Genomic DNA, 25,682 nt, shown 5'->3' with positions numbered 1-25,682 from the left:
ATTACTCTCTTTTACGGGTTGTACGTTGCTCAATTCTCTTTTCAAATTTCTCTCCTTTAAAGATGCGTTGCACCATAATACCGGGAATGTGAATTTGATTTGGGTCGAGTGTTCCCACCGGTACCAATTCTTCTACTTCAGCAATGGTGATTTTAGCCGCGCCTGCCATAGGTGCATTAAAGTTACGAGCCGTTCCTTTGAAAATCAGGTTGCCGGCTTCGTCACCTTTCCAAGCTTTTACAATGGAGAAATCGGCTTTGTAAGCCAATTCCATGATGTGCATTTTACCATTGAATTCGCGGACTTCTTTGCCTTCGGCTACTTCGGTTCCGTAACCGGCCGGCGTAAAGAAAGCCGGAATTCCGGCTTGTGCCGCACGGCATTTTTCGGCCAAGGTTCCTTGTGGAGTGAGTTCTACTTCCAATTCGCCCGACAACATTTGGCGTTCGAATTCGGCGTTTTCGCCCACGTAAGAAGAAATCATTTTTTTGATTTGTCGTTTTTGAAGCAATAAGCCCAATCCGAAATCGTCTACGCCGGCATTGTTGGAGATGCAAGTTAAATTGGTGGTACCTTTTTGAACTAATTCGGCTATACTGTTTTCCGGGATGCCGCAAAGGCCAAAGCCACCGAGCATGATGGTCATGCCGTCTTCGATGCCTTGCAGTGCTTCTTGTACAGAGTTCACTTTTTTATTGATCATATCGATTGTAGTGTAGTTTGTGCCGTAAATTTAGGAATTAAATAGCGAACGCCGAAAATAAAAAATCCCATCTACTAAAGGTAAATGGGATTTTTCTATGTCTAGCCCCGATGGTAACGGCATCCTTTTATTGCTTTACAATTAAAGCTCTTTGACTGTGTTCAGCGTTACAAAGCAATAAAAGATACAGTGGACAGCGGGAAACAGCTCCTAAAAATTACATTTCAAATTCGTCGGTGCTTTGTTCTTCCGGATTGTCGACGGCAGTCGAATCGGTTTCAGCTTTTGGCGGTGACCAACAATCTACCTTAATCGACAAGTTGTCCGGTCGTTGGAACGGATCTTTAGAGATTTGCAGGTCTTTGTCCTCGTAACATTTTTTCATCATATAACCCCAAATCGGTAATGCAGCCGTGGCGCCTTGTCCGTAAGTAATGCCTTTGAAACGGGCGGAACGGTCTTCGCAACCGACCCAAACACCGGTTACCAAATTTGGCACCATTCCGATAAACCAACCATCGGATTGATTTTGAGAAGTTCCGGTTTTACCCGCAATTGGGTTGGTGAACATATACGGATAGCCTGTCCAACGATTGTCGCCACTTCCGCCGCTTTGGGTACGCAAACGCACACCCGAACCGCTTTCGGTTACCCCTTCAAGCAATTTGATTACGGCATAAGCGATGTCTTTGTTTAGTACATCGTGTGTATCCGGAACAGGTTCGTATAATACGACACCGTTTTTATCTTCGATTCTGCTGATGAATTGCGGTTTGATGTAAACGCCTTGGTTGGCAAAGGTACTGTAAGCGGCCACCATGTCTTCCACGGTGATTTCTACTGCACCGAGCGCGATAGAAGGTTGGTTAGGAATATCGGATTTCACGCCTAATTTTTTGGTCAATGCCGCTACAGATTCCGGTCCGGTTTTGTCAATCAATTTAGCCGAAACTGTATTGATGGACAAGGCCAGCGCCCGTTTTAAAGTAACCATACCACGGTATTGGTGGTCGGAGTTTTTAGGTTCCCAATCTTCGGTTACATTGTGTCGGCCTTTGTGAATCATAAACGGACTGTCGATGATGGAATCGCAAGGCGACATGCCCAACTGTTCGATGGCTGTGGCGTATACAAACGGTTTGAAAGTCGAACCTACTTGGCGCGCACCTTGTCCAACGTGATCGTATTGGAAGTATTTGTAATCGATACCGCCAACCCAAGCTTTGATGTGTCCGGTTTGCGGTTCCATCGACATCAATCCGGCTTGAAGGAAGTGCTTGTAGTAGCGGATTGAATCGCGTGGCGTCATGGTGGTGTCGATTTCTCCTTTCCAAGAGAAGATTTTCATTTTGGTTTTCACATCGAAGGAAGCCATGATTTCTTCTTCGGTTTTGTCCATTTCTTTCATCACACGCCAACGTTCTGAGTTTTTCATGGCTTGCGTCATGATGCGATTGGTTTCGTCGTCGGTAATATTAACGAAAGGCGCATTTTTGTTTTCTTTTTGTTGGGCAAAAAACTCTTGTTGCAGGTTTTTCATGTGCGCTTGAACGGCTTCTTCGGCATGCTGCTGAATTTTAGAATCGATAGTAGTATAAATTTTTAAACCATCGGAGTAAATGTCCCAATCACTGCCGTCAGGGCGCTTATTTTCTTTAGCCCAGTTTTTCATGTATTCCCTAAGGTACTCGCGGAAATAAGTCGCCGTTCCTTCTTTGTGACTTTCCGGGTGGAAGTTTAAAACGATAGGTTGGCTGGCCAAACTGTCTCTTTGTTGTTTGTTGATGACTTTGTTTCTGACCATTTGGTCCAATACTGTATTTCGTCTGTTTTTTACTTTTTCCAAACGACGCAACGGATTGTAGAGCGAAGGATTCTTAAGCATTCCTACGAACATGGCTGCTTCGTCTATGGTTAAGTCGCGCGGTTCTTTGCCGAAATATACTTTTGAGGCAGAGCGAATTCCAACAGCTGTATTTACGAAATCGGCTTTGTTTAAATACATGGCGATGATTTCGTTTTTGGTGTATTGGCGTTCCAATTTAACCGCGATAATCCATTCTTTGGCTTTTTGGATAACGCGGAACAAGAAAAATTTTGATCCTTCGCCGTGGAAAAGCAATTTGGCCAATTGTTGCGTTAATGTACTGGCACCACCGCTTTGTCCTAATCTTAAAGCAGCTCCGAAAGTTCTTTTGGCGTCTATACCGGAGTGTTCGTAAAAACGCTCGTCTTCGGTGGATACGAGTGCTTTTACCAAATGCGGCGGTAAATCTTCGTATTTGATAGGCGTACGGTTTTCGTTGTAAAACTTACCAATGGTGACACCGTCGGAGGAAATAATTTCGGTAGCCAAATTGGATTCGGGATTTTCTAAGTCTTCAAAAGACGGCATGGCGCCGAAAAATCCCCAAGAAGCCAAGCAGAAAAACAATATTAGGGTTCCTAAACCATACAAGAACAGTTGCCAAAACTTCTTTTGGTAGTATTTTATATCTTTAACTGTGGTGGTATTACTTTTTTGTGCCATATTTTTTTAGTCTGTAGATTCGATTCGGAAACCAACATCTGAAATGCCGTTCAAGGAGGTTACACCTTCAATTTTACCGGTTTGTCTTAGCGCGTGTTTGATGTGTACTTTGTATAATCCTTTTTGGGTAAAACTTACCTTGTCTTTGTAAAACAACTTGTTTTCTTTGATGTCGGTAAAGCCTTCCCCAAGAAGTGTGCCATCCGGATTGGTCATTTGGTATTCCAAGGTGTCCACTTTTATTTGCTTGTTGGGTTGTTCCAAAGACACTATTAAAAACAAATTGTTGAACGGATAATCATCATTGTCCCTAACATTTACATACAAATTGTATGTTTTTTTGGGATCCAATTGCGGCAAATCAAAAGCGACAATACTGTCTTTATGCCATGATTTCCCCACAGATTGGTATTCGTCGAAAACCCTTTTTTTGTCGCAAGAGATGAGCGAAAAAAAGATTAAAATAAAGAGAATGCTACTTTTTATCTTCATTCTTTTTCTGAATTATATTTGGTTTTTTTCCTTGCGGCCTTTGCTTTTGTTTTGGTCTTTCGTTTGTTGCATTATTGGTGGCGACATCAGAAGTTTTGGCTTTGTTTCGATTGCGGTTTTTATTTTTGTTTTTGTTTTTTCTCGGTTGGTCAAAGCGGGTTAAACTTTCCTGCCCCATGGCGTTATTGAAATCTTTTTCCGGTTCGGCTATTACTTCAACCGCAAAATCTTCCAAAGAACTCACTTTTTTGCCTTGCTTGTTTTGGGCAATAATTTCTTTGACTTGCTCTATGTTTAACACATGCCAGTTGGCAAAGTTATCGTAGTATGCAAACCACATCAGGCCTTTAAAAATATCTTGCTTTTGGCAAACGGCATCGCCTTTTTCGGTTTTGAGTTTGGTTTCAAAATCCGGAAAATCTTTTAAGGCATCCATGTAGGTGTCTAACTCGTAGTTCAAACAGCATTTCAGTTTACCACATTGTCCGGCTAATTTTTGCGGATTTAAAGACAGTTGTTGGTAACGCGCTGCAGAAGTATTGACACTTCTGAAATCGGTTAGCCAAGTAGAACAACACAATTCTCTTCCGCAAGAACCAATACCGCCCAAACGAGAGGCTTCTTGACGGAAACCTACTTGCTTCATTTCGATACGGGTGCTGAATTCACGGGCGTAATCTTTAATTAGCATTCTGAAATCTACACGGTCGTTAGCGGTGTAGTAGAAGGTTACTTTAGAACCATCGCCTTGGAATTCGATATCCGAAATTTTCATTTCTAGTTTGTGCGCAATTGCTAATTCGCGGGCTCTGACTTTCATCGGTTCTTCTTTGTCCCGAGCATCACTCCAAATATCGATATCTTTTTGAGACGCTTTTCGGTACACTTTCGGGATGTCCGAGCTGGTATGATTCACGCCTTTTTTCTTCATTTGGATTTTAACCAATTCCCCGGTTAAAGTCACTATACCCACGTCATGTCCGGGCGAAGCTTCGGTAGCTACAATATCGCCTATGCTTAAAGTAAGCTTTTCGGTATTGCGGAAAAATTCTTTTCTACCGTTTTTAAATCTCACTTCCACACAATCGAAAGGCGCTTCTCCACTGGGCAAACTCATGTTTGCTAACCAATCGAAAACCGTTAATTTGTTGCAGCTATCGGTGCCGCAAGTCCCATTATTTTTGCATCCTTTAGGCGCACCGCCATCAGATGTTGAACAACTTGTACAAGCCATAATTTGTATATAGGTATGTTGATGGTCTCGTTTAAAAACCGAGACTACTAATCATAAACGTTAAAAGTGTAAAGATAGTATTTTTTGAAGTTTTTAAAATTCTTTCGAATTAATATTTGATTTTGTTTTTTTATAAGATAATTTTTCTATTTTAGCTCTTTAACCTATAAAAACTAAAATTTAATGAAAAAAGTAAGCGTATTATCCTTGGCGATTTTGTCGGCTTTTGCTATGTCTTGTTCTTCTGATGACAGTCCTACTACTTCCGGAGATATATTAGGCAAATGGTATTTTAAAGAGTACAAAGTTCAAGGGCAAACTATTCCTTATGATGACCATGAAGAATGTGGTAAAGATTATGTTCAATTCAATGCAGATGGTTCAGGAGCCAATGTAGATGTTTGGAATTGTGAGTTGGATGTAGCGCCTTTTACTTACACCAAATCAGGTAATAATCTTACCATCACTTCTGACGGTGTAACTGATATTGTTCCAATAGCGGAGCTTTCATCAACAACTTTAAAAATAAAAACGATTTTTGATTTTGATGATGACGGCGACGATGAAACAGTTATAACAGTTCTAACAAAAAACTAAAAATAAAAACCGAGTTTAACTCGGTTTTTTTATGTTGTTTTTACAGCGATGATGTGTACCGGACAGGCTTTTTGTGCCAATTCACAGTTTTCAACTATAGTGTGGTCGGCCGATTTTAAAGTGTAAAATCCTTTGGCGTTAACCGATTTCAACAACACTGATTTCCCATCTTTTTTCGACATTTGAAATTGTCCCGGCGCCATTTCTACACAGTAATTGCAGCCGATGCATTTGTCTCTTTGTAACGTAACTATGACCATTAGTTTTCTACAATTTTGTACATTTTGTCGGATAAACGAATGCGAAACGGTACTTTCAAAGTACAGCTGTCTCCTTTGGTAGCTTTTTCCAATGGTGAATCGTTGACCAACATATCATCTACAATCATTTCTTGCGCACCGGTACTTGGTCCGGTAATTAAAATTTTATCGCCTTTTTTGATATCGTAGGCTTCAATTTTGAATTCGGCCACATTCGATTTCGGGAAGTAATGCATGCCTTTGCCAATGTATACTTTTTTCTGCGTCGCACTAGATCCCGGATTGTCGCTCCATTCGCCTAATTTCTGACCTAAATAATAACCACTCCAAAATCCGCGGTTGTAAACGGTGGCAAGCGCTTCCATCCAAACGGACACTTTTTCTTTGGTAAAAGTACCTTCGTAGTATGCATCGATTGCTTCGCGGTAGGTTTTGATGACGGTGGCGACATAATCGGCGGCACGACCGCGACCTTCAATTTTCAATACTTTGATGCCCGAATCGATGACTTGATCTAAGAAATCAATGGTACATAAATCTTTGGGTGACATCATGTATTCGTTGTCGATTTCAATTTCGAAACCACTTTCTTGGTCTATTACCGTGTATTTTTTGCGACAGTTTTGCTTGCAAGCACCGCGATTGGCGGAAGAATTATGAGAATGCAAACTCAAATAACATTTGCCCGAAACCGCCATGCACAAGGCACCATGACCAAAAATTTCTATTTCCACTAAGTTGCCGTTTGGGCCTTTGATTTGTTCTTTTTCGATGGCTTCGGTAATTTTTTTCACCTGACGCAAACTCAGCTCACGCGACAATACGATAGTATCAGCAAACATGGCGTAAAACTTCACCGTTTCTATATTGGTTACATTAAGCTGAGTGGAAATATGCACTTCCATACCCATCGTTCTGGCGGTCATGATAACTGCTTGGTCGGATGCGATTACCGCTGTAATGCCGGCTTCTTTGGCTTTAGTCAAAAGGGTTTTTACGATGGATAAATCGTGATCGTAAATAATTGTATTTAAAGTCAGATATGTTCTGACGTTTTTTTCGTTGCAACGACGCGCAATTTCGGGTAAATCGTCTAAAACGAAATTTACCGTAGCCCGCGCCCGCATATTCAATTGTTCAACACCAAAATAAATCGAATCACAACCATTGTCTAAAGCTGCTTGCAGTGATTCGAAGTTGCCGGCCGGAGCCATCAATTCAATTCTTCCTGAAGTAGTCATTAGTTTAATATTTTAAATAATTTATCGGATAAACGAATGCGGAACGGCACTTGGAACGTAACTTTATCTCCTACTTTCGCGGTAGTTTTTTCTTGTCCGTTGACCATCATTTTTTCCAATACCAATTCTTGATTTCCGGTCGTTGGACCGCTAATTAGGATTGTATCGCCAAGATTCAGTTCTTGGTTTTCCATCAAAAATAAACCTACACCGGCTTTGGTATAGTAATGTTCAGCTTTGGCGACCAACACTTTTTTGACTTTTATTTTTTGGCGAATGTCTTTCGTTTCTTGGGCTTTTGCCAAAGGAATGTTTGGTAAGTCGCCGGAGTGTTTGAAACGTAAATTTTCCGAACGACCTTTGCGGAAGATTTTGTTGCCCACTTGTTTGCCACGTCGCAATTTTACTTGTTCGGCTAGCGGTAAGTGAGTGGTTTCTAAACATTCGGCAGAACAACAATTTTCCATCAACGCTTTACAATCGTCACATTGGATAAATAACAAATGACAACCGTCGTTAGCGCAATTGGTGTGATTGTCGCACGGTTTACCGCATTGGTGGCATTGGGAAACAATATCGTCGGTGATTCTTTCACCTAGTCTATTATCGAAAACAAAGTTTTTCCCGATGAATTTACTTTCCAGATTTTGCTCTTTAATTTGACGCGCATAGTTAATGATACCGCCTTCCAATTGGAACACATTTTTAAAACCTTGGTGTTTGAAATAGGCCGAAGCTTTTTCGCAGCGAATCCCTCCGGTGCAATACATGACCAAATTTTTGTCTTCTTTAAAATCTTTTAATTGTTCGTTGATGATTGGCAAACTCTCGCGGAAGGTTTCCACATCGGGTGTGATGGCATTTTTAAAATGACCGACTTCGCTTTCGTAGTGGTTTCTGAAATCGACTACAATGGTATTCGGGTCGTCTAAAATTTGGTTGAATTCGGCTGCGCCTAAGTGCACGCCTTTGTTGGTTACGTCAAAAGTGTCGTCGTTCAAACCGTCGGCTACAATTTTGTGGCGGACTTTTATCGTTAATTTCAAAAACGAATGGTCATCGTGCTCTACGGCTACATTCAGACGAATGCCTTGCATAAAATCATACACTTCTAAGGTATTGCGAAAGGCTTCAAAGTTTTCGGCCGGCACACTCATTTGGGCGTTGATACCTTCGTGAGCTACGTAAATTCGACCCAAAGCATCGAGTGCATTCCAGGCAATAAACAATTCGTCTCTAAATTTTTTAGGATTTTCAATTTTAGCGTAGGTATAGAAAGACAACGTAAGGCGTTGTTGTCCGGCTTGGTCAATCAGCTCGGCTCTTTCTTCTGCGCTTAAGGTGTTATACAGTTGCATGCTATAAACGTTTAAGGGAGAATATGTAGGAACTCTAAATGGAAGAATTCGGCGCAAAGTTAGTAAATTTCACCAATAAAAAAACCCAAACCATTTTGCAATAGTTTGGGCTTTTCTTCATAGCAATTTCTCCCTTTTTTCATAGCATCTAACCAAGAGACGCGAGGAAACCGAAAAGGTTGCGTCTGAAAAATAAAAAAGCCTTTCTTTTTTAGAAAGGCTTGTGTTTTTTAGCAAAATTCTGCGTAAGCATCTTTAAGGTTTTCGGCTATCATTTCTGCCGGACGACCTTCAATGTGGTGACGCTCTAACATGTGTACTAATTCGCCATTTTTGAACAAAGCCATACATGGAGACGATGGCGGGAACGGGAACATTTCTTCTCTCGCTGCATCTACCGCTTCTTTGTCAACGCCGGCAAAAACGGTGATTAAATGCTCCGGTTTTTTAGCACCGTCTAAACTCATTTTAGCACCCGGACGTGCATTTCTTGCTGCACAACCGCAAACCGAATTGATGACAACTAAGGTTGTTCCATCTGCTTTGATAGCATTTTTTACATCGGCAGCTGTATATAATTCTTGAAAACCGGCTTCTGTTAATTCAGCGCGCATCGGTAATACCATTTCTTCTGGATACATAATTTTTATTTTAAATATTTGATATTAAATATGAGATATAAAATCAGTTGCAAAGATAATCAGAAATCTAAAGCTAAGTTTTAAAGAAATGATAAAGATTTCTTATTCGGGCATAACCTGAAAAACAACTTATCCGTTTTTCATTCGGCTTTTTAAAATGGTTTCTACATCGGTCAATCCGAAACCTTTGGCTTTGAGTAGCAGCAGGTAGTGGAACAGCAAATCGGCGGCTTCTTTCAGAAACAAATCTTTGTTGTTGTCTTTGGCTTCGATGACTAATTCTACTGCTTCTTCACCTACTTTCTGCGCTATCTTATTGATGCCTTTTTGAAGGAGTGAAGCCACGTAAGAATTCGCATTTTGATTGGCGATTCTGTCCTCAATTACTTGTTCCAATTGGTTTAAAAACGGCAGTGGAGTTTCGTCTGCAAAACAGGAAGTCGTTCCGTTGTGGCACGTTGGTCCGCTTGGAATTACTTTGATTAACAAGGTATCTTGGTCGCAATCTTCTTTAATGGAAACGACTTTCAAATAATTTCCGGAAGTTTCGCCTTTAGTCCACAAGCGGTTTTTACTGCGACTGAAAAAGGTTACGATGTTTTCTTTTAGGGTTTTTTGGAGTGCTTCTTCATTCATATAACCGAGCATTAGCACTTGTTGGGTTTGGTAGTCTTGAATAATCGTTGGTATCAATCCGTTGTTTTTGGAGAAATCTAAAATCATCTGATAGGAATGTTTTGGGTTTTTAAAAGGGTTTTTAAATCGGGTATAGCAACTTCATTAAAGTGAAAAATACTGGCTGCCAGTCCGGCACTGACTTCGGTTTGGGTAAACAACTCGACAAAATCATTGGCACTTCCTGCGCCACCCGAAGCAATAACCGGAATAGAAACAGCTTGGTTTATCGCGTTTGTAATTTCCAAAGCAAAACCGTCTTTAGCACCATCGTTGTTCATAGAGGTTATTAAAAGTTCTCCGGCGCCGAGTGCTTCAGCCTTTTGAGCCCAATCGATGGCTAAAATTCCGGTCGATTCGGTACCGCCTTTGATAAAAACATACCAATCGTTTTCGACTTTTTTAATGTCGATGGCGACCACTACACTTTGACTCCCAAAAGCTTCGGCGATTTGTGTAATGAGTTTCGGATGGGCCACGGCAGCTGAATTGAGGCTGACTTTATCCGCACCCGACTGCAACAGCAATTGGGCATCTTCTACTGACTGAATCCCGCCGCCTACGGTAAACGGAATGTTGATTTCTTTGGACAATCGCGTTACCAAATCAACCAAAGTTTTGCGGCCTTCCAATGTTGCGCTGATGTCTAAAAACACCAATTCGTCCGCACCGTTTTTAGAGTAAAATGAAGCCAAAGCCACCGGATTTCCGGCATCTTTCAAAGCTAAAAACTGTACACCTTTCACGACGCGACCATCTTTAATATCCAAACACGGGATGATTCTTTTCTTTAACATAATTCGAGTAATTTTTCGATTTGTATAGTGCCTTCGTACAAGGCTTTTCCAACTATGGCGCCTTCGCAACCAATCGTTTTCAGTAATGCTAAATCGGCCAAAGTAGTCACGCCACCACTGGCAATCAGGTTTACGTTCGTTAGGGATAAAATATCTTTATACAGTTCATCGGATGTTCCTTGCAACATGCCGTCTTTGGCGATGTCGGTGCAAATGACAGTCGAAATCCCTTTGGCAACATAGTTGGCTATGTAGTCGACAACGTCCAATTTCGAGGTTTCCAACCAACCGTGCGTGGCTATTTTTCGGTTTATACAATCGGCACCTAAGATGATTTTTTCGCTGCCGAATTCGGCCAACCAACTTAAAAATTCAGTTGGATTTTTAGCCGCTATGCTGCCGCCGGTGACTTGACGTGCGCCGTTTTCAAAAGCGATTTCCAAATCTTTACGCGATTTCAATCCACCACCGAAATCAATTTTTAAGTTGGTTTTGGTGGCTATTTGATACAAGATTTTATGGTTGACAATCTGATTGGATTTGGCACCGTCTAAATCCACCAAATGCAAATATTGTAGGCCGTTGTCTTCGAAGTATTTAGCCGCTTCCAGCGGATTTTCGTTGTAAATTTTTTGCGTATTGTAATCGCCTTTGGTCAAACGGACACATTTGCCGTTGATAAGGTCTATGGCCGGAATGATTCTCATAATTGTAGAAAGTTTAGTAATAATTGTTCACCTGCCAGTGATGATTTTTCGGGATGAAATTGCGTCGCATAAAAATTATCCTTTTGCATCGAAGCGCTGAACGGAAGGATATAATCGCAAATGGCTGAAGTGTCAGTGCAGACTTCCGCATAATAACTGTGGACGAAATAGAAATTTTCCTCACTCGAAATTCCATCGAACAAAACAGAATTTAATGCCGAAATAGTATTCCAACCCATATGTGGTACTTTTAATTTAGGTTCAAATTTTTTAACGGTAGTTTCAAAAATTCCCAAACATTTTGTGTTGCCTTCTTCCGAAAACGCACACAATAATTGTTGTCCGAGACAAATACCTAAAACCGGTTGTTTGAGGTTTTTGATGACTTGGTCTAACCCATTTTCACGAAGATACTGCATGGCTGAACTTGCTTCGCCAACGCCCGGGAAAATGACTTTTTCAGCTTGTTGGATGAGTTTAGGTTCGTCGGTCACTATACTGGAATAACCTAATCTTTCCAGTGCATTTTGCACTGAGGTAATGTTGCCAGCGTTGTATTTTACTATGGCTATCATAAGATTCCTTTGGTGCTTGGGATGGTATTAGTTCCGTCTTTTTGTACGGCCATTTTTATGGCTTTGGCGAAGGCTTTGAAAATCGATTCGATTTTGTGGTGCTCGTTGTCGCCTTCGGCTTTGATATTTAGGTTGCACTGCGCACCGTCGCAGAACGATTTAAAAAAGTGTGAGAACATTTCGGTAGGCATTTCTCCAATTTTTTCTCGGTTGAATTTTGCCTCCCAAACCAACCAAGAGCGACCGCCGAAATCCAAAGCCACTTGCGCCAAACAATCGTCCATAGGCAATAGAAATCCGTAACGGTTGATGCCTTTTTTGTTGCCTAAAGCTTGTGAAAATGCGGTACCCAAAGCGATGCCTACGTCTTCAATGGTGTGGTGTTCATCTACATACAAATCGCCTTTAACTTGGATATTTAAATCGATATTTCCGTGTTTGGCAATTTGGTCGAGCATGTGGTCAAAAAAGCCTAAACCGGTATTGATGTTGCTTTTTCCATTGCTGTCCAGATTGATGGCAACGGAAATTTCGGTTTCTTTGGTTGTTCGGTTTACGCTGGCGGTTCGAGGCTGACTTTTCAAAAAGCGGTAAATGGTTTCCCAAGAAGTAGTAGTTAAAACCGCTTGTTCATTGGTTTCCGCCGAAATAAAAATCGCTTGAGCACCTAAGTTTTGTGCCAATTGAATATCAGTAATTCGATCGCCTATGACGAAGGAGTTTTTCAAATCGTAGCGGCCTTTCACATACTGTTGTAATAAAGCCGTTCCCGGTTTTCGTGTGGGCAAATTTTGTTCGGGAAACGAAACGTCGATTATCACATCGGTAAATCGGATGCCTTCGTTTTCAAAAGCTTTGAGCATTTTGTTGTGCGCCGGCCAAAAGGTGTTTTCCGGAAACGAATCCGTTCCCATGCCGTCTTGGTTGGTGACCATGACTAATTCGTATTCGAGTTCTTGAGCAATGCGCGATAAGCATTGAAATACCTTCGGATAAAACTCGAGTTTCTCCAAAGAATCGACTTGAAAATCAATCGGCGGTTCCACAATTAAGGTCCCGTCTCTATCTATAAATAATACTTTTTTCATATAGTAACTAATTGTAGTGCGTAAAGTAATTGTTGGTTTTCTTGCGGTGTTCCGATGGTAATTCGAATAGTGTTTGGCACCACCGAACTGCGATTGCGCGTAATGATTTGTTGTTCGATTAATTGCTCATAAATCGCCGTAGCGTTTTCCATGTCGACCAATAAAAAGTTGGCATCCGACGGATAAACGCGCGTTACAAAATCCAGTTGCTGCAAGGCGTTTTTAAGTTTTTCCCGTTCCGATTTTAAAACCTTGACCGTGTTTTGGAATTGGGTTTCATCGGCTAAAGCTTTCACTGCGGCTTCTTGGTTCAGCTGACTGATGTTGTAAGGCGGTTTTACTTTTTGCAACACCGAAATAATCGTTTCATTGGCATAAGCAATACCGATACGAGCCGCAGCCAATCCGCGTGCCTTGCTAAAGGTTTGCGACACAATCAAATTCGGATACTGTTGGATTTTGGAAACCAACGAAGGTTGTTCGCTGAAGTCGATGTATGCTTCATCCAGAAACACTATACCTTTGAAATTTTCTATAATGTATTCCAGATTTTCTAATGCATTTCCGGTCGGATTGTTGGGCGAACACAGGTATAAGATTTTCGCGTTTTGGGCTAAAATCGCTTCGGTATTCAACTGAAAATTTTCGGTTAACGGAATGGAAATGATAGCCAAATTATTGATATTCGCATACACTTCATACATCCCATAGGTTGGCGGACAAATGATGATTTGATCTTGGCCGGGTTCGCCAAAAACGCGTTGCACCAAGTCGATGATTTCGTCGCTGCCATTGCCGATTAAGATGTTTTGGATGCCGACTTTTTGCTGACTGCTCAGGAGTTGCTTCAAGCGCCATTGGTACGGATCAGGATAGCGATTTAAATTACCGTACGGATTTTCGTTGGCGTCTAAAAAAATGCCTTGATTGCTTTTATATTCATCTCTCGCACTGGAATATGGCGTCAACGAAAGAATATTTTTCCGAATAAGATTAGTTATAGTCTCCATTTTGTAATTTTTGTAAACGAACAGAAACAGCATTTCTGTGCGCGGTGAGTTGTTCGGCTTCTGCCATAATTTCTATGGTTGGTCCCAGGTTTTGCAAGCCTTTTGAAGTGAGTTTTTGCACAGTAATTTTTTTGACAAAACTGTCCAATGAAACGCCGCTGTAATTTTTGGCAAAACCATTAGTAGGTAAGGTGTGATTGGTGCCGCTGGCGTAATCTCCGGCGCTTTCACAACTGTAATTGCCCAAGAAAACCGAGCCGGCATTTTCAATAAAAGGCAACATGTTTTCTGCATCTTCTACAGCCAAGATTAAGTGTTCCGGAGCGTAAAAGTTGCTAAACTCGATTCCTTTCTGTATAGTTTCAAAAACCAATGCTCGACTATTTTCCAAAGCTTTTTCGACTACGGATTGTCGCGGTAATACGGCTTTTTGTTGTTCGATAGCGGAAGTTACTTTGGCGACAATGGTTTCTGAATTGGTCACTAAAATAACTTGACTGTCACCACCGTGTTCCGCTTGTGAAAGCAAATCGGAAGCTACAAAATCAGGGTCGCAACTGTCATCGGCAATCACCAATAACTCACTCGGACCGGCCGGCAAATCGATAGCAGTACCTAATTGTTGGGCGTATTGTTTGGCTGCTGTAACAAACTGATTTCCGGGGCCGAAAAGTTTGTCTGCTTTCGGAATTTCATCCGTTCCTAAAGTCATGGCAGCGATGGCTTGGATCCCGCCGACTTTATAAATTTGTGTCACGCCTGTCAATTGTGCCGCATATAAAATCGCCGGGTTTAATTCGCCGTTCTTATCGGGTGGCGAACACAAGATGATGTTTTTGCAACCGGCAATTTGAGCCGGAATGGCCAACATTAAAACCGTAGAAAAAAGCGGTGCTGTTCCGCCGGGAATGTAAATTCCAACCGAATTAATCGCTCTACTTTCCCGCCAGCAAAACACACCCGATGTGGTTTCGATTTTCTTCGCAATTTCTTGCTGTGATTGGTGAAAGCGTTTGATGTTTCCGGCGGCCGTTTGTATGGCTTTTTTTAAATCGGCCGGCACTTTGGTCAAGGCTTTTTCGATTTCAGCGGTAGTCACTTTTAGGTTTTCCAGAGTCACACCATCGAAATATTGGGTGTACTTTTTCACCGCTTTACTGCCGTTTTTTTCGATGTCGGAGAAGATCGACTTTACCGTTTCATTTAAATCGGCCGAAGCAACGGTTTGGCGTTGGGCCAAGGTTGGCCATTGTTCCTGACTTGGGTTGAGGTATGTTTTCATGTTTTAAGGGAATTAACGGATCATTTTTTCGATGGGAATGATTAAAATGCCTTCGGCACCTAAGTTTTTGAGTTGTTCGATGCGGTTCCAATAATCATCTTCTTGGATTACCGAATGCAAACTGCTCCAGCCTTCGTTCACTAAGGGCAAAACAGTTGGCGATTTCATACCGGGCAGTACAGCGCAAATGCTTTCGATGGCCGAATTAGGCGCATTGAGCAAGATGTATTTGTTTTGTTTGCCTTCGCGCACCGATTGGATTCGGAACAATAATTTGTTGAGGATGGCTTGGGTTGCTTCGGTTAAATTTGGATTAGCAATGAGTACGGCTTCGCTTTTTACGACGGTTTCCACTTCTTTTAAACCGTTCATTAAAAGTGTACTTCCTGTGCTGACAATGTCGAATACCGCATCGGCTAAACCAATACTGGTGGCAATTTCAACGCTGCCGCTGATTTCTTCGATGAAGACTTGGATGTTGTTTCGATTAAAAAAATCGACGAGAATTTTGGGATAGCTGGTGGCAATTCGCTTGCCTTCGAAATACGTTAAATCGGTATAACTTTCGTCTTTCGGAATGGCCAATGACATGCGACAGCCTGCAAAACCCAGTGGCTGAATCACCGTAACTGCTTTGCCTTTTTCCCAGACTTCGTTTTCGCCCAAGATACCAATGTCGGCTACGCCTTGCTCCACGTATTGCGGAATATCGTCGTCGCGCAGGAATAGGATTTCAACGGGAAAATTTTGGGCAACGGCTTTGAGTTTTCGTTCGCCATTGGAAATTTTGATGCCGCACTCTTCCAAGAGTTGGAGTGATTTTTCGCTCAAGCGACCGCTTTTTTGAATCGCAATTTTTAAAGTACTCATTTTTAAATGGGGAATAAAAGCTGAGTATATCGCGAAGTGTATCCATAAAAAAACCCGTCTTGATATACTCAGACGGGTTTTGAATTATGTTTTTGATTAGCTACAATACATCATTAACTCGCCTGGTTGCAAGAATGATGATGATGTAATTGTGCGATAATCGTGTTCATGTTTTTATTTTGATGGCACAAAACTAAAGAGAAGTTTTGGAAACGAAACGCTATTTTATAAAGTTTAACATTTGTTCAGAATGGATATCAGCGGAAGATTCTGCCGATAAGTGCTTTAATGAAGAGCCTTTTCGGGCAACGCCAAATGACTTGTAAATCTTCGGTAAAGGAAGTTTCTTCGTCCAAAAATTGAAAGATAACCGCCGGATTTCCTTTTCGGAACATGGCCGAGAAAATGGTTGATCCCAAGTGGTTTTTTCGGTCTAAAATATCCAAAAGCAGTAAATCGTAAAACCAGAACTTATCGATTTTGTGAAACTTTGTTAAGTCGTTTTCTTTCAACAAAAAGGCAGTTAAGGCTTTCGAATTTTTGACGGTGTTTTTAAACGTATAACCCGTGCTGGCTTTCGTCCAACCGCCGGCTGCCCCTATGTTTAGGATGTTTTTAGAATTGTTTTTCCAAAACGGATAACACGTCATCGGAATGTTGCCTTGTTCTTTTTCAACGATTTCGTAGGCTGTAATGCCTAACTTTTCGATATACAGTTGAATTTCCGATTCGTATTCTTCCTTTGGCAATAGGTCTTTGGAAAATAAAGTGTATTCTAGTAAGGCTTCGGTTTCGGAGGTTGGCAACACGTACATGAATCGCGTATTGCCACGTTGTTCCACCGAAAAATCCATGAAGGTAGCACAATCGGCAGTAAAAACCGGTTCTTTGCTTTTGATAAACCAACCGATGAAATGTTGGTGCAGAAACGGGTATTTCGATTGATTATCGACTAGATTCGGATTAAAAATCGAATTAAAAATTTGGTTGCAGGTAAAACTTTCACTTTCGGTTTTAACCACACAATGGTGTCCTAATTCTTGAAAATCGAGCACTTTTTGGTTGAGGAAAGTGATGTTCTCTTCTTTGGAAATTAAGTCGAAAACACGCTTGTAAAAATCCAATCCGTTCACCATTTTGTATTGGTAAGGATGAAGATTTAGGCGTCTTTCAAACGATTCGTTTTTGAACCAAGCGGCTTGCCATTTGGTGGAAGCTAAGTCGTTGAACAATGCTTTGTCGTCCCAAAAACACCAAGTGCGGTCGTTGGATTTTTTCGTGTCTTCATCGATTAATAAAATGGATTTGTCCTTGAACTTTCCCGACAGTACCATTTCATAAACGGTCATTAGTGCGGATAATCCGGCGCCGGTAAAAATGTAATGGTAGTGTTTCATTAGTATAGCGTGTATCGCAATCCGAGAAACCCTCGAATTCCTTGATTGGGTGCATAAACATACGTGGGATCAAAAGTCAGCGCATAAGGATTTGACGGTGTAGCCATCACGTTTCCATTGGTGTCGTAGGTCACATTTTGGTCAAAAGGATCTTCTGCACGGGCAATTAAAAACGGATTTCCTTTGTTGGGTGTCCAGTTTAAAATGTTTTTGATTCCGCCGTAAAGCTCAAAATTACGGAATTTTTTATAAGTAAATTGGATGTTTTGCAAACTCCAAGGTTGGGAATATTCGGCTCTTGGATCTAGCGGACCTAACAGTGGTAAGCGCATTGGTCCGTAAAGGCTTCCGGTGTAGTCGATGGATAAATACCAGTTGGGAATATCGTAAGAAATCGTCCAGTTGATGCTGTATTTTTCGGTTAAAATTGGTCGGGATGTGATGCCGTTCTGTACGTTTTTCGGATCCATGACGGTAAAACCTATGATGGATTTGATGCCATAAGGAGAAACCCAATCGATATTGCCACTAATACCAATTGTCTCCGAATAACCGTTCAGATTTTTGTAGATAATTTGGTTTGGATTGGTGTCGTAATCTGGGATAATTTGGTTGGTAAAATAAGTATACCAAGTCGACAATTCAAAGCCCAAGAACGAAGCATCTTCGAAGCGGATTTTTTTGAGGTAATTCAAATTGACATTATACGATTTCTCGGGCGCCAGATTTTCTGCGATAATTACTTCTCTTGCACCGGTAAGCGCAGCGTGTTCTTCGGTAAAAAGATTTACAATTCGGAAGCCAGTACCGGCATTAATTCGGAACACATCATTTGGAGTTGGATTCCATTTGTAAGCGATGCGTGGTGTAAAAATGCTGCCGTGATTGTTGTTGTAATCATATCTTGAACCAAGCAATAAATGATGTTTTTCCGCGAGTTTAATTTCGTCTTGCAGAAAAACACTGTAAATATTTGACTTATCCGCATTAATGGTGGCGGAGGTATTGTCGTTGTAAAATTGATGGCGAAAGGCAGCACCAAACAGTAAATTGTGAATCTTGAGTTTTTTATCCCAAGTATATTGCCCGAAACCAATTTTTTGTTGGGCCAAATACAAAGTCGTTCCGTACACCGAATTCTGGTCGTGAGCCGTAGCTGAAAATGAAACAAACATGTTTTCTTTCACAGGCAATTGGTATTTGCCAAGGAACTCGAATCGGGTAGTGTAGATGGTTTCGCCGTAAACTTCATTGCCTCCTCGATAGCTTTTATTCCATTGCATTTCGCCACCCCAGCGGTTTTCGTAAAAAAAACGGCCGGCCAGGGTAAACTCCTTTTCACTTTTTCGGTTGAAATTCCATTTGTTGAATACGGAAACTCTTTCTTGTAGGGTAACATCGGTAAAATTATCACCATTGTTGTCAATCGGGCTATTGTAATTGTAATAGTTGAGTCCGATTAAGGATTCGGCGGTTTGACCTATATTGGTTTTGAAACCCAAATCGACATTGTTTTCCAGCCAAGAAGTCGAAAAGATATCCGCGGTAAACAGAGGCGCATTTTTGGTTTTTTTGGTGATGATGTTGATTAATCCGCCCACGGCTTCGCTACCGTACAAACTGGAAGCCGGACCTTTGATAATTTCTATTCGGTCGATCAACGAATTCGGAATCCCCGACAATCCGTAAACTGTAGCTAGCGCACTTACAATGGGCATACCGTCAATGGTTACCATCGTATACGGACCTTCCAAACCGTTGATGTGAATGTCGCCGGTATTGCAAATGTTGCAGTTGAGTTGCGGGCGAACGCCATTCACGTTTTGTAAAGCTTCAAATACGTTGGAGGTTGGGTTTTTCTTTAAGAATGCAGTAGTATAAATTTCTACCGGAACCGGAGTTTCCATACGCGAAACCGGTTTTAAAGTCCCTGAGATTACGACTTCTTCCAATGCTTCTGATTTTCCTCCGGACGGAATCGAGTCTTTTACTTGAGCAGGCAAAACAGAGAAATTCAGACAAACATAAACCAACATCAGCTTTTTCATTTGGCAAAATTTAAATTTAGACAAAACTAAAAATATCTTTTGACACATAAAAATAAAATGCTTTTCTTTGTGTTAAAATTACCATTGTCATGACGACCTCGGAAGAAAATTATTTGAAAGTCATTTATCATTTGTCACAAGTTTCACCCAAAGGCGTGAATACCAATGCTATTGCCGGGATGTTGGAAACCAAAGCGTCGTCGGTGACTGATATGTTGAAGAAACTTTCGGATAAAGATTTGGTTTCCTATCAAAAATACCAAGGTGTAACTTTGACCGAAAATGGCTTTTTATCGGCCAAAATGATCGTGAGAAAGCACCGTTTGTGGGAAGTTTTTTTGGTGGAGAAACTCCAGTTTTCTTGGGATGAAGTGCATGAGATTGCGGAAGAGTTAGAGCACATTCAATCGATGGCGTTGATTGACAAATTGGATGCATTTTTAGGGTATCCCGATTTTGATCCGCACGGTGATCCTATTCCAAACCGACAAGGCGAAATCAAGAAAACGTCCAAACTGTTGTTGTCTGAAGCCGAATTGAATCAAGAATACCATTGTGTTGGGGTGAAAGATTCGACCTCCGAGTTTTTGAAATATCTCGACAAGCAAAAAATCGCTTTAGGTTCAGTTTTCAAAGTCATTGAAAAAGAAAGTTTCGACGATACGCTGACCGTTGAAATCAACGCACAAGAAAAAATCATATCCAATAAAATTGCCAATAACTTATACGTTCAATAACTATGTACCAATCCATAATCGATTATTTTAGCAGTATTGACCCGATTTTAGCGGCTTTTTACGCGACCATGTTTACTTGGTTTTTGACCGCTTTGGGCGCTTCTTTTGTTTTCTTTTTTAAGAATATGAACCGAATTGTACTCGATGGTATGCTCGGTTTTACCGGTGGTGTGATGATAGCGGCCAGTTTTTGGAGTTTACTCTCGCCGGCTATTGAAATGAGCGAAGGCGAAGGGTTTGTAAAAGTGATTCCTGCTGCGGTTGGATTTTTATTAGGCGCGATGTTTATTTTCGGCTTAGACAAAATTTTGCCGCATTTGCACATCAACTTTAAAGAAACCGAAGGGATGAAATCGCCTTGGCAAAGAACGACTCTTTTGGTGCTAGCTATCACATTACACAATATACCCGAAGGTTTAGCGGTTGGTGTACTTTTTGGCGGAGTAGCTGCAGGCATTCCGGAAGCTTCTATAGCCGGTGCCGTAACTTTAGCCATAGGTATCGGAATCCAAAACTTTCCTGAAGGGATTGCGGTTTCCATGCCGTTACGCCGTATGGGTATGAGCCGATGGAAGAGTTTTATGTACGGTCAATCTTCTGCTTTAGTAGAACCGATTGCCGGGGTTTTGGGTGCTGTGGCCGTAACTTTTTTCACGCCTTTATTGCCGTATGCCCTGGCTTTTGCTGCCGGAGCGATGATATTTGTGGTAGTTGAAGAAGTGATTCCGGAAACCCAACAAGACAAGAATACCGACATCGCCACTTTAGGTTTAATAGGAGGATTCATTGTGATGATGACTTTGGATGTGGCTTTGGGTTAATGACATCCACAGTCGTCTTTGCCGCAGTTTTTCTTTGATTTTTTACCTTTAAAAAGAGGCTTTATCAAGAAAAACACCGCTAATCCAACAAGGCAATAGGTGACTATCGTTTGAAACATAGTATAAAAGTAAAAAGGTTTTCACCATAATGAAAACCTTTTTTGTATTAAAGTTTGGCGCCTACAGAAATATAGAAGGTTCTGCCTTCGCCCGCTAAAATTCCGGGACCGGGATAACCGCCGGCTCTTCGGGTGGCATATTCTTCGTCTAACAAGTTATTGATACCGGCGCGAAGGTTATAGTTTTTCAAGAATTTATATTCGGCTGAAAAGTCAAAAACTTGATACTCTTCTAATAAACCGGTCAAACCGTTGGCTGATGGTGTTTTTGTGTTGTTAGCATCGGTATAAATTTTACCAGACATGCGGTATTGTACTGTAGCCGATAGATTGTTATTACCCCAAGAAAGACCAAAATTGTGAATGTATCTCGGTGCATTTTCCACACGGTTTCCGGATAAGTTACTTTCGGTAATGGTTACGTTTGGTGCGCTTCCTGTTGCGGTATACACTTTAAAATCGGTGTAACGACTGTCGATAAAACTCACCGACGCGAACAAATCTAAGTTACCGTATGGTTTTTCTACTTCAAAGAAACGGGTAATGTTTAAGTTAAAAAAGCCTTCAATTCCTTTGTTTACGGTTTCTCCCAAATTGGTTCTGTAAATGTAAGTGCCTTGTGTCGGATCGTTGTTCACAAACTGACGCACTCCGCCGATTCGGTTGTTATAGCTCAAGTAGAATAAGCTGAAATCGAAGTTCAAATAGTTTTTATAAGTACCTCTGAAGCCTAAATCAGCATTATATCCATCGGCATCTTTTAAGTTCGGATCGATAATATCGGTTACAGCCGGAGGCGTTAAATCGGAGAACAATACCGGACGATACGCTTGGGTAATGTTGGCGTAAAGATTGGTGGTTCTGAATTTGTATTCTAAACCTAACCCAAATAAAGGTTGGTTTCTGGAGATGGTTTTATGAGGCAAAGCTACTTCGTTACCGCTGCTGATGCCAAATCTTCCTTCGGCTTCCGATTTAATGTATTCGTAACGAACACCCGGAGTTACGCTGAATTTTTCAGTTACTTTGAATTGGTTTTCGGCAAATAGTGCTACGTTTTCGGTGGTGAAATCTAAGTCGCGTGCAAATTCGCCGTCAATCGATAAATCGAAATCAGATCCGGTGGTGCCTCTTCCTTCTTGTTTGCGTTCGGTATTCGCTTTGTACAAACGAACGCCAAAAGCTAAATTGTTATCAATTTTACCCAATTTGTATTTGAATACATTGCGGTTTTCCAAGCCGAAGTTTTTATAGTAATCGCGATCCACTCTTCGGTTGGCGTAATCATTAGTTGCCGGATTGATAGCGTCTTCCACATTTGGTGTAGCGGTAAAACCAACACTGTTGCGCTCTCCGATAAGTCCGAATAACTTCGTGTCAGAAGTCAATCGGTCACTGATTTTAGTTTCTAAGTGAATGGAGAATAAATTCCACGGCGTCCCAAACCAGTTTCTTTCTCTTAGCGACTGACGCGGATCATTGTTAAACTGCTCATCCGTTAAACCACCTGCTTGTTGCATTTTGTAATCCATATTGGTATATTCTGCCGAAAGTTTGGTGTCTTCTGTAAATTGGTATTCCACAAAAGCATGGGTGTTTCTCACGGTATATTCGCTGTTTTCTTTCCAACCATCGGCACTTCTGGAGTGGTTGTAAACATAGTAAGAGAATTTCTTATACTTACCACCAAGGGCATTATAGCTGCTCATCAAACCATAGCTTCCTACGGTATTTTGGGTTTCGAAAGAGAATTTTTTCTTGGTTTCTCTTTTTAAAACATAATTTAAAGTTCCGCCAAATTGTGGTCCGAATTGCAACGAAGCACCGCCGCGAACTAAGCTAATGGTTTCAACGGCTTCCAATGGCGGATTGTAATACGCTTCCGGATAACCAAAAACATCAGAAGAAATATCGTAACCGTTTTGACGGGTATTGAGTTCCCAACTTCTGTTCGGACTTAAACCACGTACACCAACATTGATTTGAATACCGGAACCATCGTTTTCCCATACCGTTACACCCGGAATACGGGCAAAAATTTCACGGGCGTTGTTATTGGTTAAGTTTCCGTTGATGTTGGACAATTTTAAGACCTCATTTTTTTTGCCAGAAAACAGAACATTGTCTTTGGTTTCAGGCATTCTTTCCGGACTTTGTTGTTTTGGAATGATGATAACCGGAGCCAGTTTTTTAACAGTGTCATTGGCTTCGGGTACAAATTGGTCTTGGGCTTTTACGGAGTAGGTTGCTAACAGGGAGATGAGCAAAAAGGAAAAACGTCGCATTTTTATTTAGATTAAATCAACGCAGCAAAGATACTTTGTATTTTTATTTAGACAAAATATAAATAAGAAAATTTTCGAATTATTTTAAGTCAGAAACAGTATACTGTTAACGCAATAATTGATAGGCGATTAGGGAAGACAGATAGGCGACTCCGCTCATAAAAACCAACTGAATAGCAGGCCATTTCCAACTGTTGGTTTCTCTTTTTACGATAGCCAACGTGCTGATACATTGCATGGCAAAGGCGTAAAAAAGTAAGAGTGAAACACCGGTCGCAAAGTTGAAGACTTTCTTGCCGTCCGGATGGATTTCGGCATTCATACGGTTTTTGATAGTGGTTTCTTCATCGCTATGGCTGCCCACACTGTAAATGGTGGCTAAAGTTCCCACAAAGACTTCTCTTGCGGCAAAAGAACTAACTACTGCAATTCCGATTTTCCAATCGTAACCCAAAGGTTCGATAACCGGTTCGATAGATTTCCCCATAATACCGATGTAAGAGTTCTCTAGTTTATGGGCGCTGATTTGGTCGTTGAGGTATTCAGTATCATCCAAACGGTTTTCTGCTTTGACTTTTTTGATGACCAAGCTTTCTGCGTTGTCAAAGCCTTTGGCCGGACCGTGAGACCCTAAAAACCACAAAATAATCGATAAGGTGAGAATGATTTTTCCGGCACCTAATACAAATGATTTGGTTTTCTCCACCACATTGATGGCTACATTTTTAAACAACGGCAATTTGTAGTTTGGCATTTCCACTACAAAATACGATTTGGTTTTGAGGTCAAGTATTTTATTTAAAAGATAAGCCGAAAAAATCGCCATCCCAAAGCCAAGCAAGTACAACAACATTAAAGTGCCGCCTTGTAAACTAAAGATACCCAACACTCTTTTTTCCGGAATGATTAAAGCAATTAAAATGGCATAAACCGGTAAGCGTGCGGAGCAAGTGATGAAAGGAGTAACCAATATGGTAATTAATCGTTCTTTCCAATTTTCGATGTTTCTGGCACTCATAATGGCCGGAATTGCACAGGCTGTACCCGAAATCAAAGGCACGACACTTTTGCCGGATAGTCCGTAGCGGCGCATGATTTTATCCATTAAAAATACCACGCGACTCATATAACCGCTTTCTTCTAATACCGAAATAAACAAAAACAAGAAAGCAATCTGTGGGATAAAAATCACGATACCTCCAATACCGGGAATAATTCCCTCGCTAATCAGATTAGTCAGTTCACCCGGTGCCAGATGTGTTTTGGCGTAGTTGGCCAAATTGGCAAAAGTGCTGTCAATAAATTCCATCGGTACACTTGACCAGTCAAAAATGGATTGAAAAATCAAGAATAAAATCCCAAAGAAAATCGCGTAGCCGTAAATTTTGTGCGTCAGGATTTTATCGAGTTTCAAGCGCCAATCCGAGGCTGAAGAAAGATCTATTTTTTGTCCGATTTTTAAAGTATCATTGATAAACTGATACCGCTTGATGGTTTCTTTTTGTTGTAATCGCTTTAAGTCGGCATGCGATTTGGCAAAGGAACTTTCAATTTCCTTTCGTTCCAAATTCATGAAATTCACATCTTGTGTTATCACCAACCAAAGTTTGTACAATAACTGATCCGGGAAGGCAGTTCGAAGTTTGTCAAAATACTCCGGATCAATCACGGAAGCATTCAAGCAAGGTTCTGTAGATAGGTTTTTATAGTCTACTATCGCATTTTTCAAGTCATTAATTCCGCTGCCTTTTCGCGTACTAACCAAAACAACTTTAGTTTTTAATTGGGCTTCCAAAAAAGGAATATCCAACGAAATGCCTTTAGCTTTCATTCGGTCTACCATATTGATGACCAAAATGGTTGGAATTTCCAAATCCTTAATCTGGGTAAAAAGCAATAAGTTACGTTTCAGGTTTTCAACGTCTGTAACCACAACGGCTACATCGGGGAAGAGTTTGTCGTTTTTATTCAACAACAATTCAATCACCACATTTTCATCTATGGAACTCGCATTCAAACTGTAGGTTCCCGGCAAATCGAGAATATTCGCCTTGATGTTATTCGGCAGTTTACAAAATCCCAGTTTTTTGTCTACGGTTATCCCGGGATAATTCCCAACTTGTTGGTTTAAACCGGTAAGTTCATTAAAGACTGAGGTTTTTCCGGTATTGGGATTTCCGATAAGTGCTACGTTGATATTTTGGAGGCTCATGTT

General features: G+C 41.1%; 23 protein-coding genes. 3 read left to right on the top strand and 20 right to left on the bottom strand.

From position 1 onward, the window contains the following. Window position 1: 1 nt before the first annotated feature. From SK086_RS02100 to SK086_RS02085, 4 genes are all read right to left on the bottom strand, one after another. Complete coding sequence (locus tag SK086_RS02100) at window positions 2-703, bottom strand: CoA transferase subunit A (RefSeq protein WP_290877303.1); 702 nt, start codon at window positions 701-703, stop codon at window positions 2-4. Window positions 704-920: 217 nt separating this feature from the next. Beyond that, window positions 921-3,233: a penicillin-binding protein 1A gene (locus tag SK086_RS02095; RefSeq protein WP_324689398.1), complete on the bottom strand. Its 2,313-nt coding sequence runs from the start codon at window positions 3,231-3,233 to the stop codon at window positions 921-923. 6 nt (window positions 3,234-3,239) lie between these two features. Continuing rightward, window positions 3,240-3,725, bottom strand: a complete 486-nt coding sequence (locus SK086_RS02090; RefSeq protein WP_324689397.1) for a gliding motility lipoprotein GldH — start codon at window positions 3,723-3,725, stop codon at window positions 3,240-3,242. Beyond that, entirely contained in the window at window positions 3,709-4,959 is a 1,251-nt protein-coding gene (locus SK086_RS02085; RefSeq protein WP_290877312.1) for a PSP1 domain-containing protein, read from the bottom strand. Before SK086_RS02085 ends, SK086_RS02090 begins: the two co-directional genes overlap by 17 nt. 183 nt (window positions 4,960-5,142) lie before the next feature. On the opposite strand from SK086_RS02085, the gene SK086_RS02080 reads away from it, so the two are divergent. Then, window positions 5,143-5,556 carry a lipocalin-like domain-containing protein gene (locus SK086_RS02080; RefSeq protein WP_324689396.1) on the top strand — a complete coding sequence of 138 codons (414 nt, stop codon included), beginning with the start codon at window positions 5,143-5,145 and terminating at the stop codon, window positions 5,554-5,556. 29 nt (window positions 5,557-5,585) lie between these two features. Here SK086_RS02080 and SK086_RS02075 read toward each other — a convergent pair whose 3' ends face one another. From SK086_RS02075 to SK086_RS02010, 14 genes are all read right to left on the bottom strand, one after another. Further along, on the bottom strand, window positions 5,586-5,816 hold the full coding sequence (locus tag SK086_RS02075) for a ferredoxin (protein ID WP_324689395.1): 231 nt from the start codon (window positions 5,814-5,816) through the stop codon (window positions 5,586-5,588). After that, window positions 5,816-7,057, bottom strand: a complete 1,242-nt coding sequence (locus tag SK086_RS02070; RefSeq protein WP_324689394.1) for a peptidase U32 family protein — start codon at window positions 7,055-7,057, stop codon at window positions 5,816-5,818. Before SK086_RS02070 ends, SK086_RS02075 begins: the two co-directional genes overlap by 1 nt. Next, window positions 7,057-8,415: an oxygen-dependent tRNA uridine(34) hydroxylase TrhO gene (trhO, locus tag SK086_RS02065; protein WP_324689393.1), complete on the bottom strand. Its 1,359-nt coding sequence runs from the start codon at window positions 8,413-8,415 to the stop codon at window positions 7,057-7,059. Before trhO ends, SK086_RS02070 begins: the two co-directional genes overlap by 1 nt. A 230-nt stretch (window positions 8,416-8,645) precedes the next feature. Further along, on the bottom strand, window positions 8,646-9,056 hold the full coding sequence (locus SK086_RS02060) for a BrxA/BrxB family bacilliredoxin (RefSeq protein WP_290876270.1): 411 nt from the start codon (window positions 9,054-9,056) through the stop codon (window positions 8,646-8,648). A gap of 129 nt (window positions 9,057-9,185) precedes the next feature. After that, window positions 9,186-9,779, bottom strand: coding sequence for a bifunctional phosphoribosyl-AMP cyclohydrolase/phosphoribosyl-ATP diphosphatase HisIE (gene hisIE / locus SK086_RS02055; protein WP_324689392.1), 594 nt, complete (start codon window positions 9,777-9,779; stop codon window positions 9,186-9,188). After that, window positions 9,776-10,528, bottom strand: coding sequence for an imidazole glycerol phosphate synthase subunit HisF (gene hisF / locus SK086_RS02050; protein WP_324689391.1), 753 nt, complete (start codon window positions 10,526-10,528; stop codon window positions 9,776-9,778). The genes hisIE and hisF overlap by 4 nt, the downstream gene beginning before the upstream one ends. Beyond that, window positions 10,522-11,235: a 1-(5-phosphoribosyl)-5-[(5-phosphoribosylamino)methylideneamino]imidazole-4-carboxamide isomerase gene (gene hisA / locus SK086_RS02045; protein ID WP_324689390.1), complete on the bottom strand. Its 714-nt coding sequence runs from the start codon at window positions 11,233-11,235 to the stop codon at window positions 10,522-10,524. Before hisA ends, hisF begins: the two co-directional genes overlap by 7 nt. After that, window positions 11,232-11,810: an imidazole glycerol phosphate synthase subunit HisH gene (gene hisH / locus SK086_RS02040; RefSeq protein ID WP_324689389.1), complete on the bottom strand. Its 579-nt coding sequence runs from the start codon at window positions 11,808-11,810 to the stop codon at window positions 11,232-11,234. The genes hisA and hisH overlap by 4 nt, the downstream gene beginning before the upstream one ends. Continuing rightward, window positions 11,807-12,898 (bottom strand): bifunctional histidinol-phosphatase/imidazoleglycerol-phosphate dehydratase HisB, encoded by a 1,092-nt coding sequence (hisB, locus tag SK086_RS02035; protein ID WP_324689388.1) that lies wholly within the window; start codon window positions 12,896-12,898, stop codon window positions 11,807-11,809. The genes hisH and hisB overlap by 4 nt, the downstream gene beginning before the upstream one ends. Then, entirely contained in the window at window positions 12,895-13,908 is a 1,014-nt protein-coding gene (hisC, locus tag SK086_RS02030; protein WP_324689387.1) for a histidinol-phosphate transaminase, read from the bottom strand. The genes hisB and hisC overlap by 4 nt, the downstream gene beginning before the upstream one ends. Next, window positions 13,892-15,190, bottom strand: a complete 1,299-nt coding sequence (gene hisD / locus SK086_RS02025) for a histidinol dehydrogenase (RefSeq protein WP_324689386.1) — start codon at window positions 15,188-15,190, stop codon at window positions 13,892-13,894. The genes hisC and hisD overlap by 17 nt, the downstream gene beginning before the upstream one ends. A 12-nt stretch (window positions 15,191-15,202) precedes the next feature. Continuing rightward, window positions 15,203-16,060: an ATP phosphoribosyltransferase gene (hisG, locus tag SK086_RS02020; protein WP_324689385.1), complete on the bottom strand. Its 858-nt coding sequence runs from the start codon at window positions 16,058-16,060 to the stop codon at window positions 15,203-15,205. 257 nt (window positions 16,061-16,317) lie between these two features. Next, complete coding sequence (locus tag SK086_RS02015; RefSeq protein WP_324689384.1) at window positions 16,318-17,457, bottom strand: lycopene cyclase family protein; 1,140 nt, start codon at window positions 17,455-17,457, stop codon at window positions 16,318-16,320. Continuing rightward, complete coding sequence (locus SK086_RS02010) at window positions 17,457-19,505, bottom strand: TonB-dependent receptor plug domain-containing protein (RefSeq protein ID WP_324689383.1); 2,049 nt, start codon at window positions 19,503-19,505, stop codon at window positions 17,457-17,459. The genes SK086_RS02015 and SK086_RS02010 overlap by 1 nt, the downstream gene beginning before the upstream one ends. Window positions 19,506-19,594: 89 nt before the next feature. Between SK086_RS02010 and SK086_RS02005 the strand changes: the two genes are divergently transcribed. Both SK086_RS02005 and SK086_RS02000 read left to right on the top strand, forming a co-directional pair. Continuing rightward, on the top strand, window positions 19,595-20,242 hold the full coding sequence (locus SK086_RS02005) for a metal-dependent transcriptional regulator (RefSeq protein WP_324689382.1): 648 nt from the start codon (window positions 19,595-19,597) through the stop codon (window positions 20,240-20,242). 2 nt (window positions 20,243-20,244) lie between these two features. After that, complete coding sequence (locus tag SK086_RS02000) at window positions 20,245-21,063, top strand: ZIP family metal transporter (protein WP_324689381.1); 819 nt, start codon at window positions 20,245-20,247, stop codon at window positions 21,061-21,063. A 166-nt stretch (window positions 21,064-21,229) separates the two neighbouring features. Here the strand turns inward: SK086_RS02000 and SK086_RS01995 are convergent, their stop codons facing one another. Both SK086_RS01995 and feoB read right to left on the bottom strand, forming a co-directional pair. Further along, entirely contained in the window at window positions 21,230-23,467 is a 2,238-nt protein-coding gene (locus SK086_RS01995; protein WP_324689380.1) for a TonB-dependent receptor family protein, read from the bottom strand. Window positions 23,468-23,573: 106 nt separating this feature from the next. Continuing rightward, the gene (gene feoB / locus SK086_RS01990) at window positions 23,574-25,679 is read right to left on the bottom strand and encodes a ferrous iron transport protein B (RefSeq protein ID WP_324689379.1); all 2,106 of its coding nucleotides are present in this window, start codon (window positions 25,677-25,679) and stop codon (window positions 23,574-23,576) included. Window positions 25,680-25,682: the final 3 nt, after the last annotated feature.

It is taken from the genome of Flavobacterium cheonhonense, assembly GCF_035671315.1.
Lineage (GTDB): Bacteria > Bacteroidota > Bacteroidia > Flavobacteriales > Flavobacteriaceae > Flavobacterium > Flavobacterium cheonhonense.
The sequence above is the reverse complement of the archived record's forward strand: the minus strand, read 5'-3'. Positions and strand labels throughout refer to the sequence as shown.

Excerpts from the sequence above, each read along its gene's own strand:
- SK086_RS02100 (WP_290877303.1), bottom strand. The coding sequence starts at position 703 with ATGATCAATAAAAAAGTGAACTCTGTACAAGAAGCACTGCAAGGCATC.
- SK086_RS02095 (WP_324689398.1), bottom strand. The coding sequence starts at position 3,233 with ATGGCACAAAAAAGTAATACCACCACAGTTAAAGATATAAAATACTAC.
- SK086_RS02090 (WP_324689397.1), bottom strand. The coding sequence starts at position 3,725 with ATGAAGATAAAAAGTAGCATTCTCTTTATTTTAATCTTTTTTTCGCTC.
- SK086_RS02085 (WP_290877312.1), bottom strand. The coding sequence starts at position 4,959 with ATGGCTTGTACAAGTTGTTCAACATCTGATGGCGGTGCGCCTAAAGGA.
- SK086_RS02080 (WP_324689396.1), top strand. The coding sequence starts at position 5,143 with ATGAAAAAAGTAAGCGTATTATCCTTGGCGATTTTGTCGGCTTTTGCT.
- SK086_RS02075 (WP_324689395.1), bottom strand. The coding sequence starts at position 5,816 with ATGGTCATAGTTACGTTACAAAGAGACAAATGCATCGGCTGCAATTAC.
- SK086_RS02070 (WP_324689394.1), bottom strand. The coding sequence starts at position 7,057 with ATGACTACTTCAGGAAGAATTGAATTGATGGCTCCGGCCGGCAACTTC.
- trhO (WP_324689393.1), bottom strand. The coding sequence starts at position 8,415 with ATGCAACTGTATAACACCTTAAGCGCAGAAGAAAGAGCCGAGCTGATT.
- SK086_RS02060 (WP_290876270.1), bottom strand. The coding sequence starts at position 9,056 with ATGTATCCAGAAGAAATGGTATTACCGATGCGCGCTGAATTAACAGAA.
- hisIE (WP_324689392.1), bottom strand. The coding sequence starts at position 9,779 with ATGATTTTAGATTTCTCCAAAAACAACGGATTGATACCAACGATTATT.
- hisF (WP_324689391.1), bottom strand. The coding sequence starts at position 10,528 with ATGTTAAAGAAAAGAATCATCCCGTGTTTGGATATTAAAGATGGTCGC.
- hisA (WP_324689390.1), bottom strand. The coding sequence starts at position 11,235 with ATGAGAATCATTCCGGCCATAGACCTTATCAACGGCAAATGTGTCCGT.
- hisH (WP_324689389.1), bottom strand. The coding sequence starts at position 11,810 with ATGATAGCCATAGTAAAATACAACGCTGGCAACATTACCTCAGTGCAA.
- hisB (WP_324689388.1), bottom strand. The coding sequence starts at position 12,898 with ATGAAAAAAGTATTATTTATAGATAGAGACGGGACCTTAATTGTGGAA.
- hisC (WP_324689387.1), bottom strand. The coding sequence starts at position 13,908 with ATGGAGACTATAACTAATCTTATTCGGAAAAATATTCTTTCGTTGACG.
- hisD (WP_324689386.1), bottom strand. The coding sequence starts at position 15,190 with ATGAAAACATACCTCAACCCAAGTCAGGAACAATGGCCAACCTTGGCC.
- hisG (WP_324689385.1), bottom strand. The coding sequence starts at position 16,060 with ATGAGTACTTTAAAAATTGCGATTCAAAAAAGCGGTCGCTTGAGCGAA.
- SK086_RS02015 (WP_324689384.1), bottom strand. The coding sequence starts at position 17,457 with ATGAAACACTACCATTACATTTTTACCGGCGCCGGATTATCCGCACTA.
- SK086_RS02010 (WP_324689383.1), bottom strand. The coding sequence starts at position 19,505 with ATGAAAAAGCTGATGTTGGTTTATGTTTGTCTGAATTTCTCTGTTTTG.
- SK086_RS02005 (WP_324689382.1), top strand. The coding sequence starts at position 19,595 with ATGACGACCTCGGAAGAAAATTATTTGAAAGTCATTTATCATTTGTCA.
- SK086_RS02000 (WP_324689381.1), top strand. The coding sequence starts at position 20,245 with ATGTACCAATCCATAATCGATTATTTTAGCAGTATTGACCCGATTTTA.
- SK086_RS01995 (WP_324689380.1), bottom strand. The coding sequence starts at position 23,467 with ATGCGACGTTTTTCCTTTTTGCTCATCTCCCTGTTAGCAACCTACTCC.
- feoB (WP_324689379.1), bottom strand. The coding sequence starts at position 25,679 with ATGAGCCTCCAAAATATCAACGTAGCACTTATCGGAAATCCCAATACC.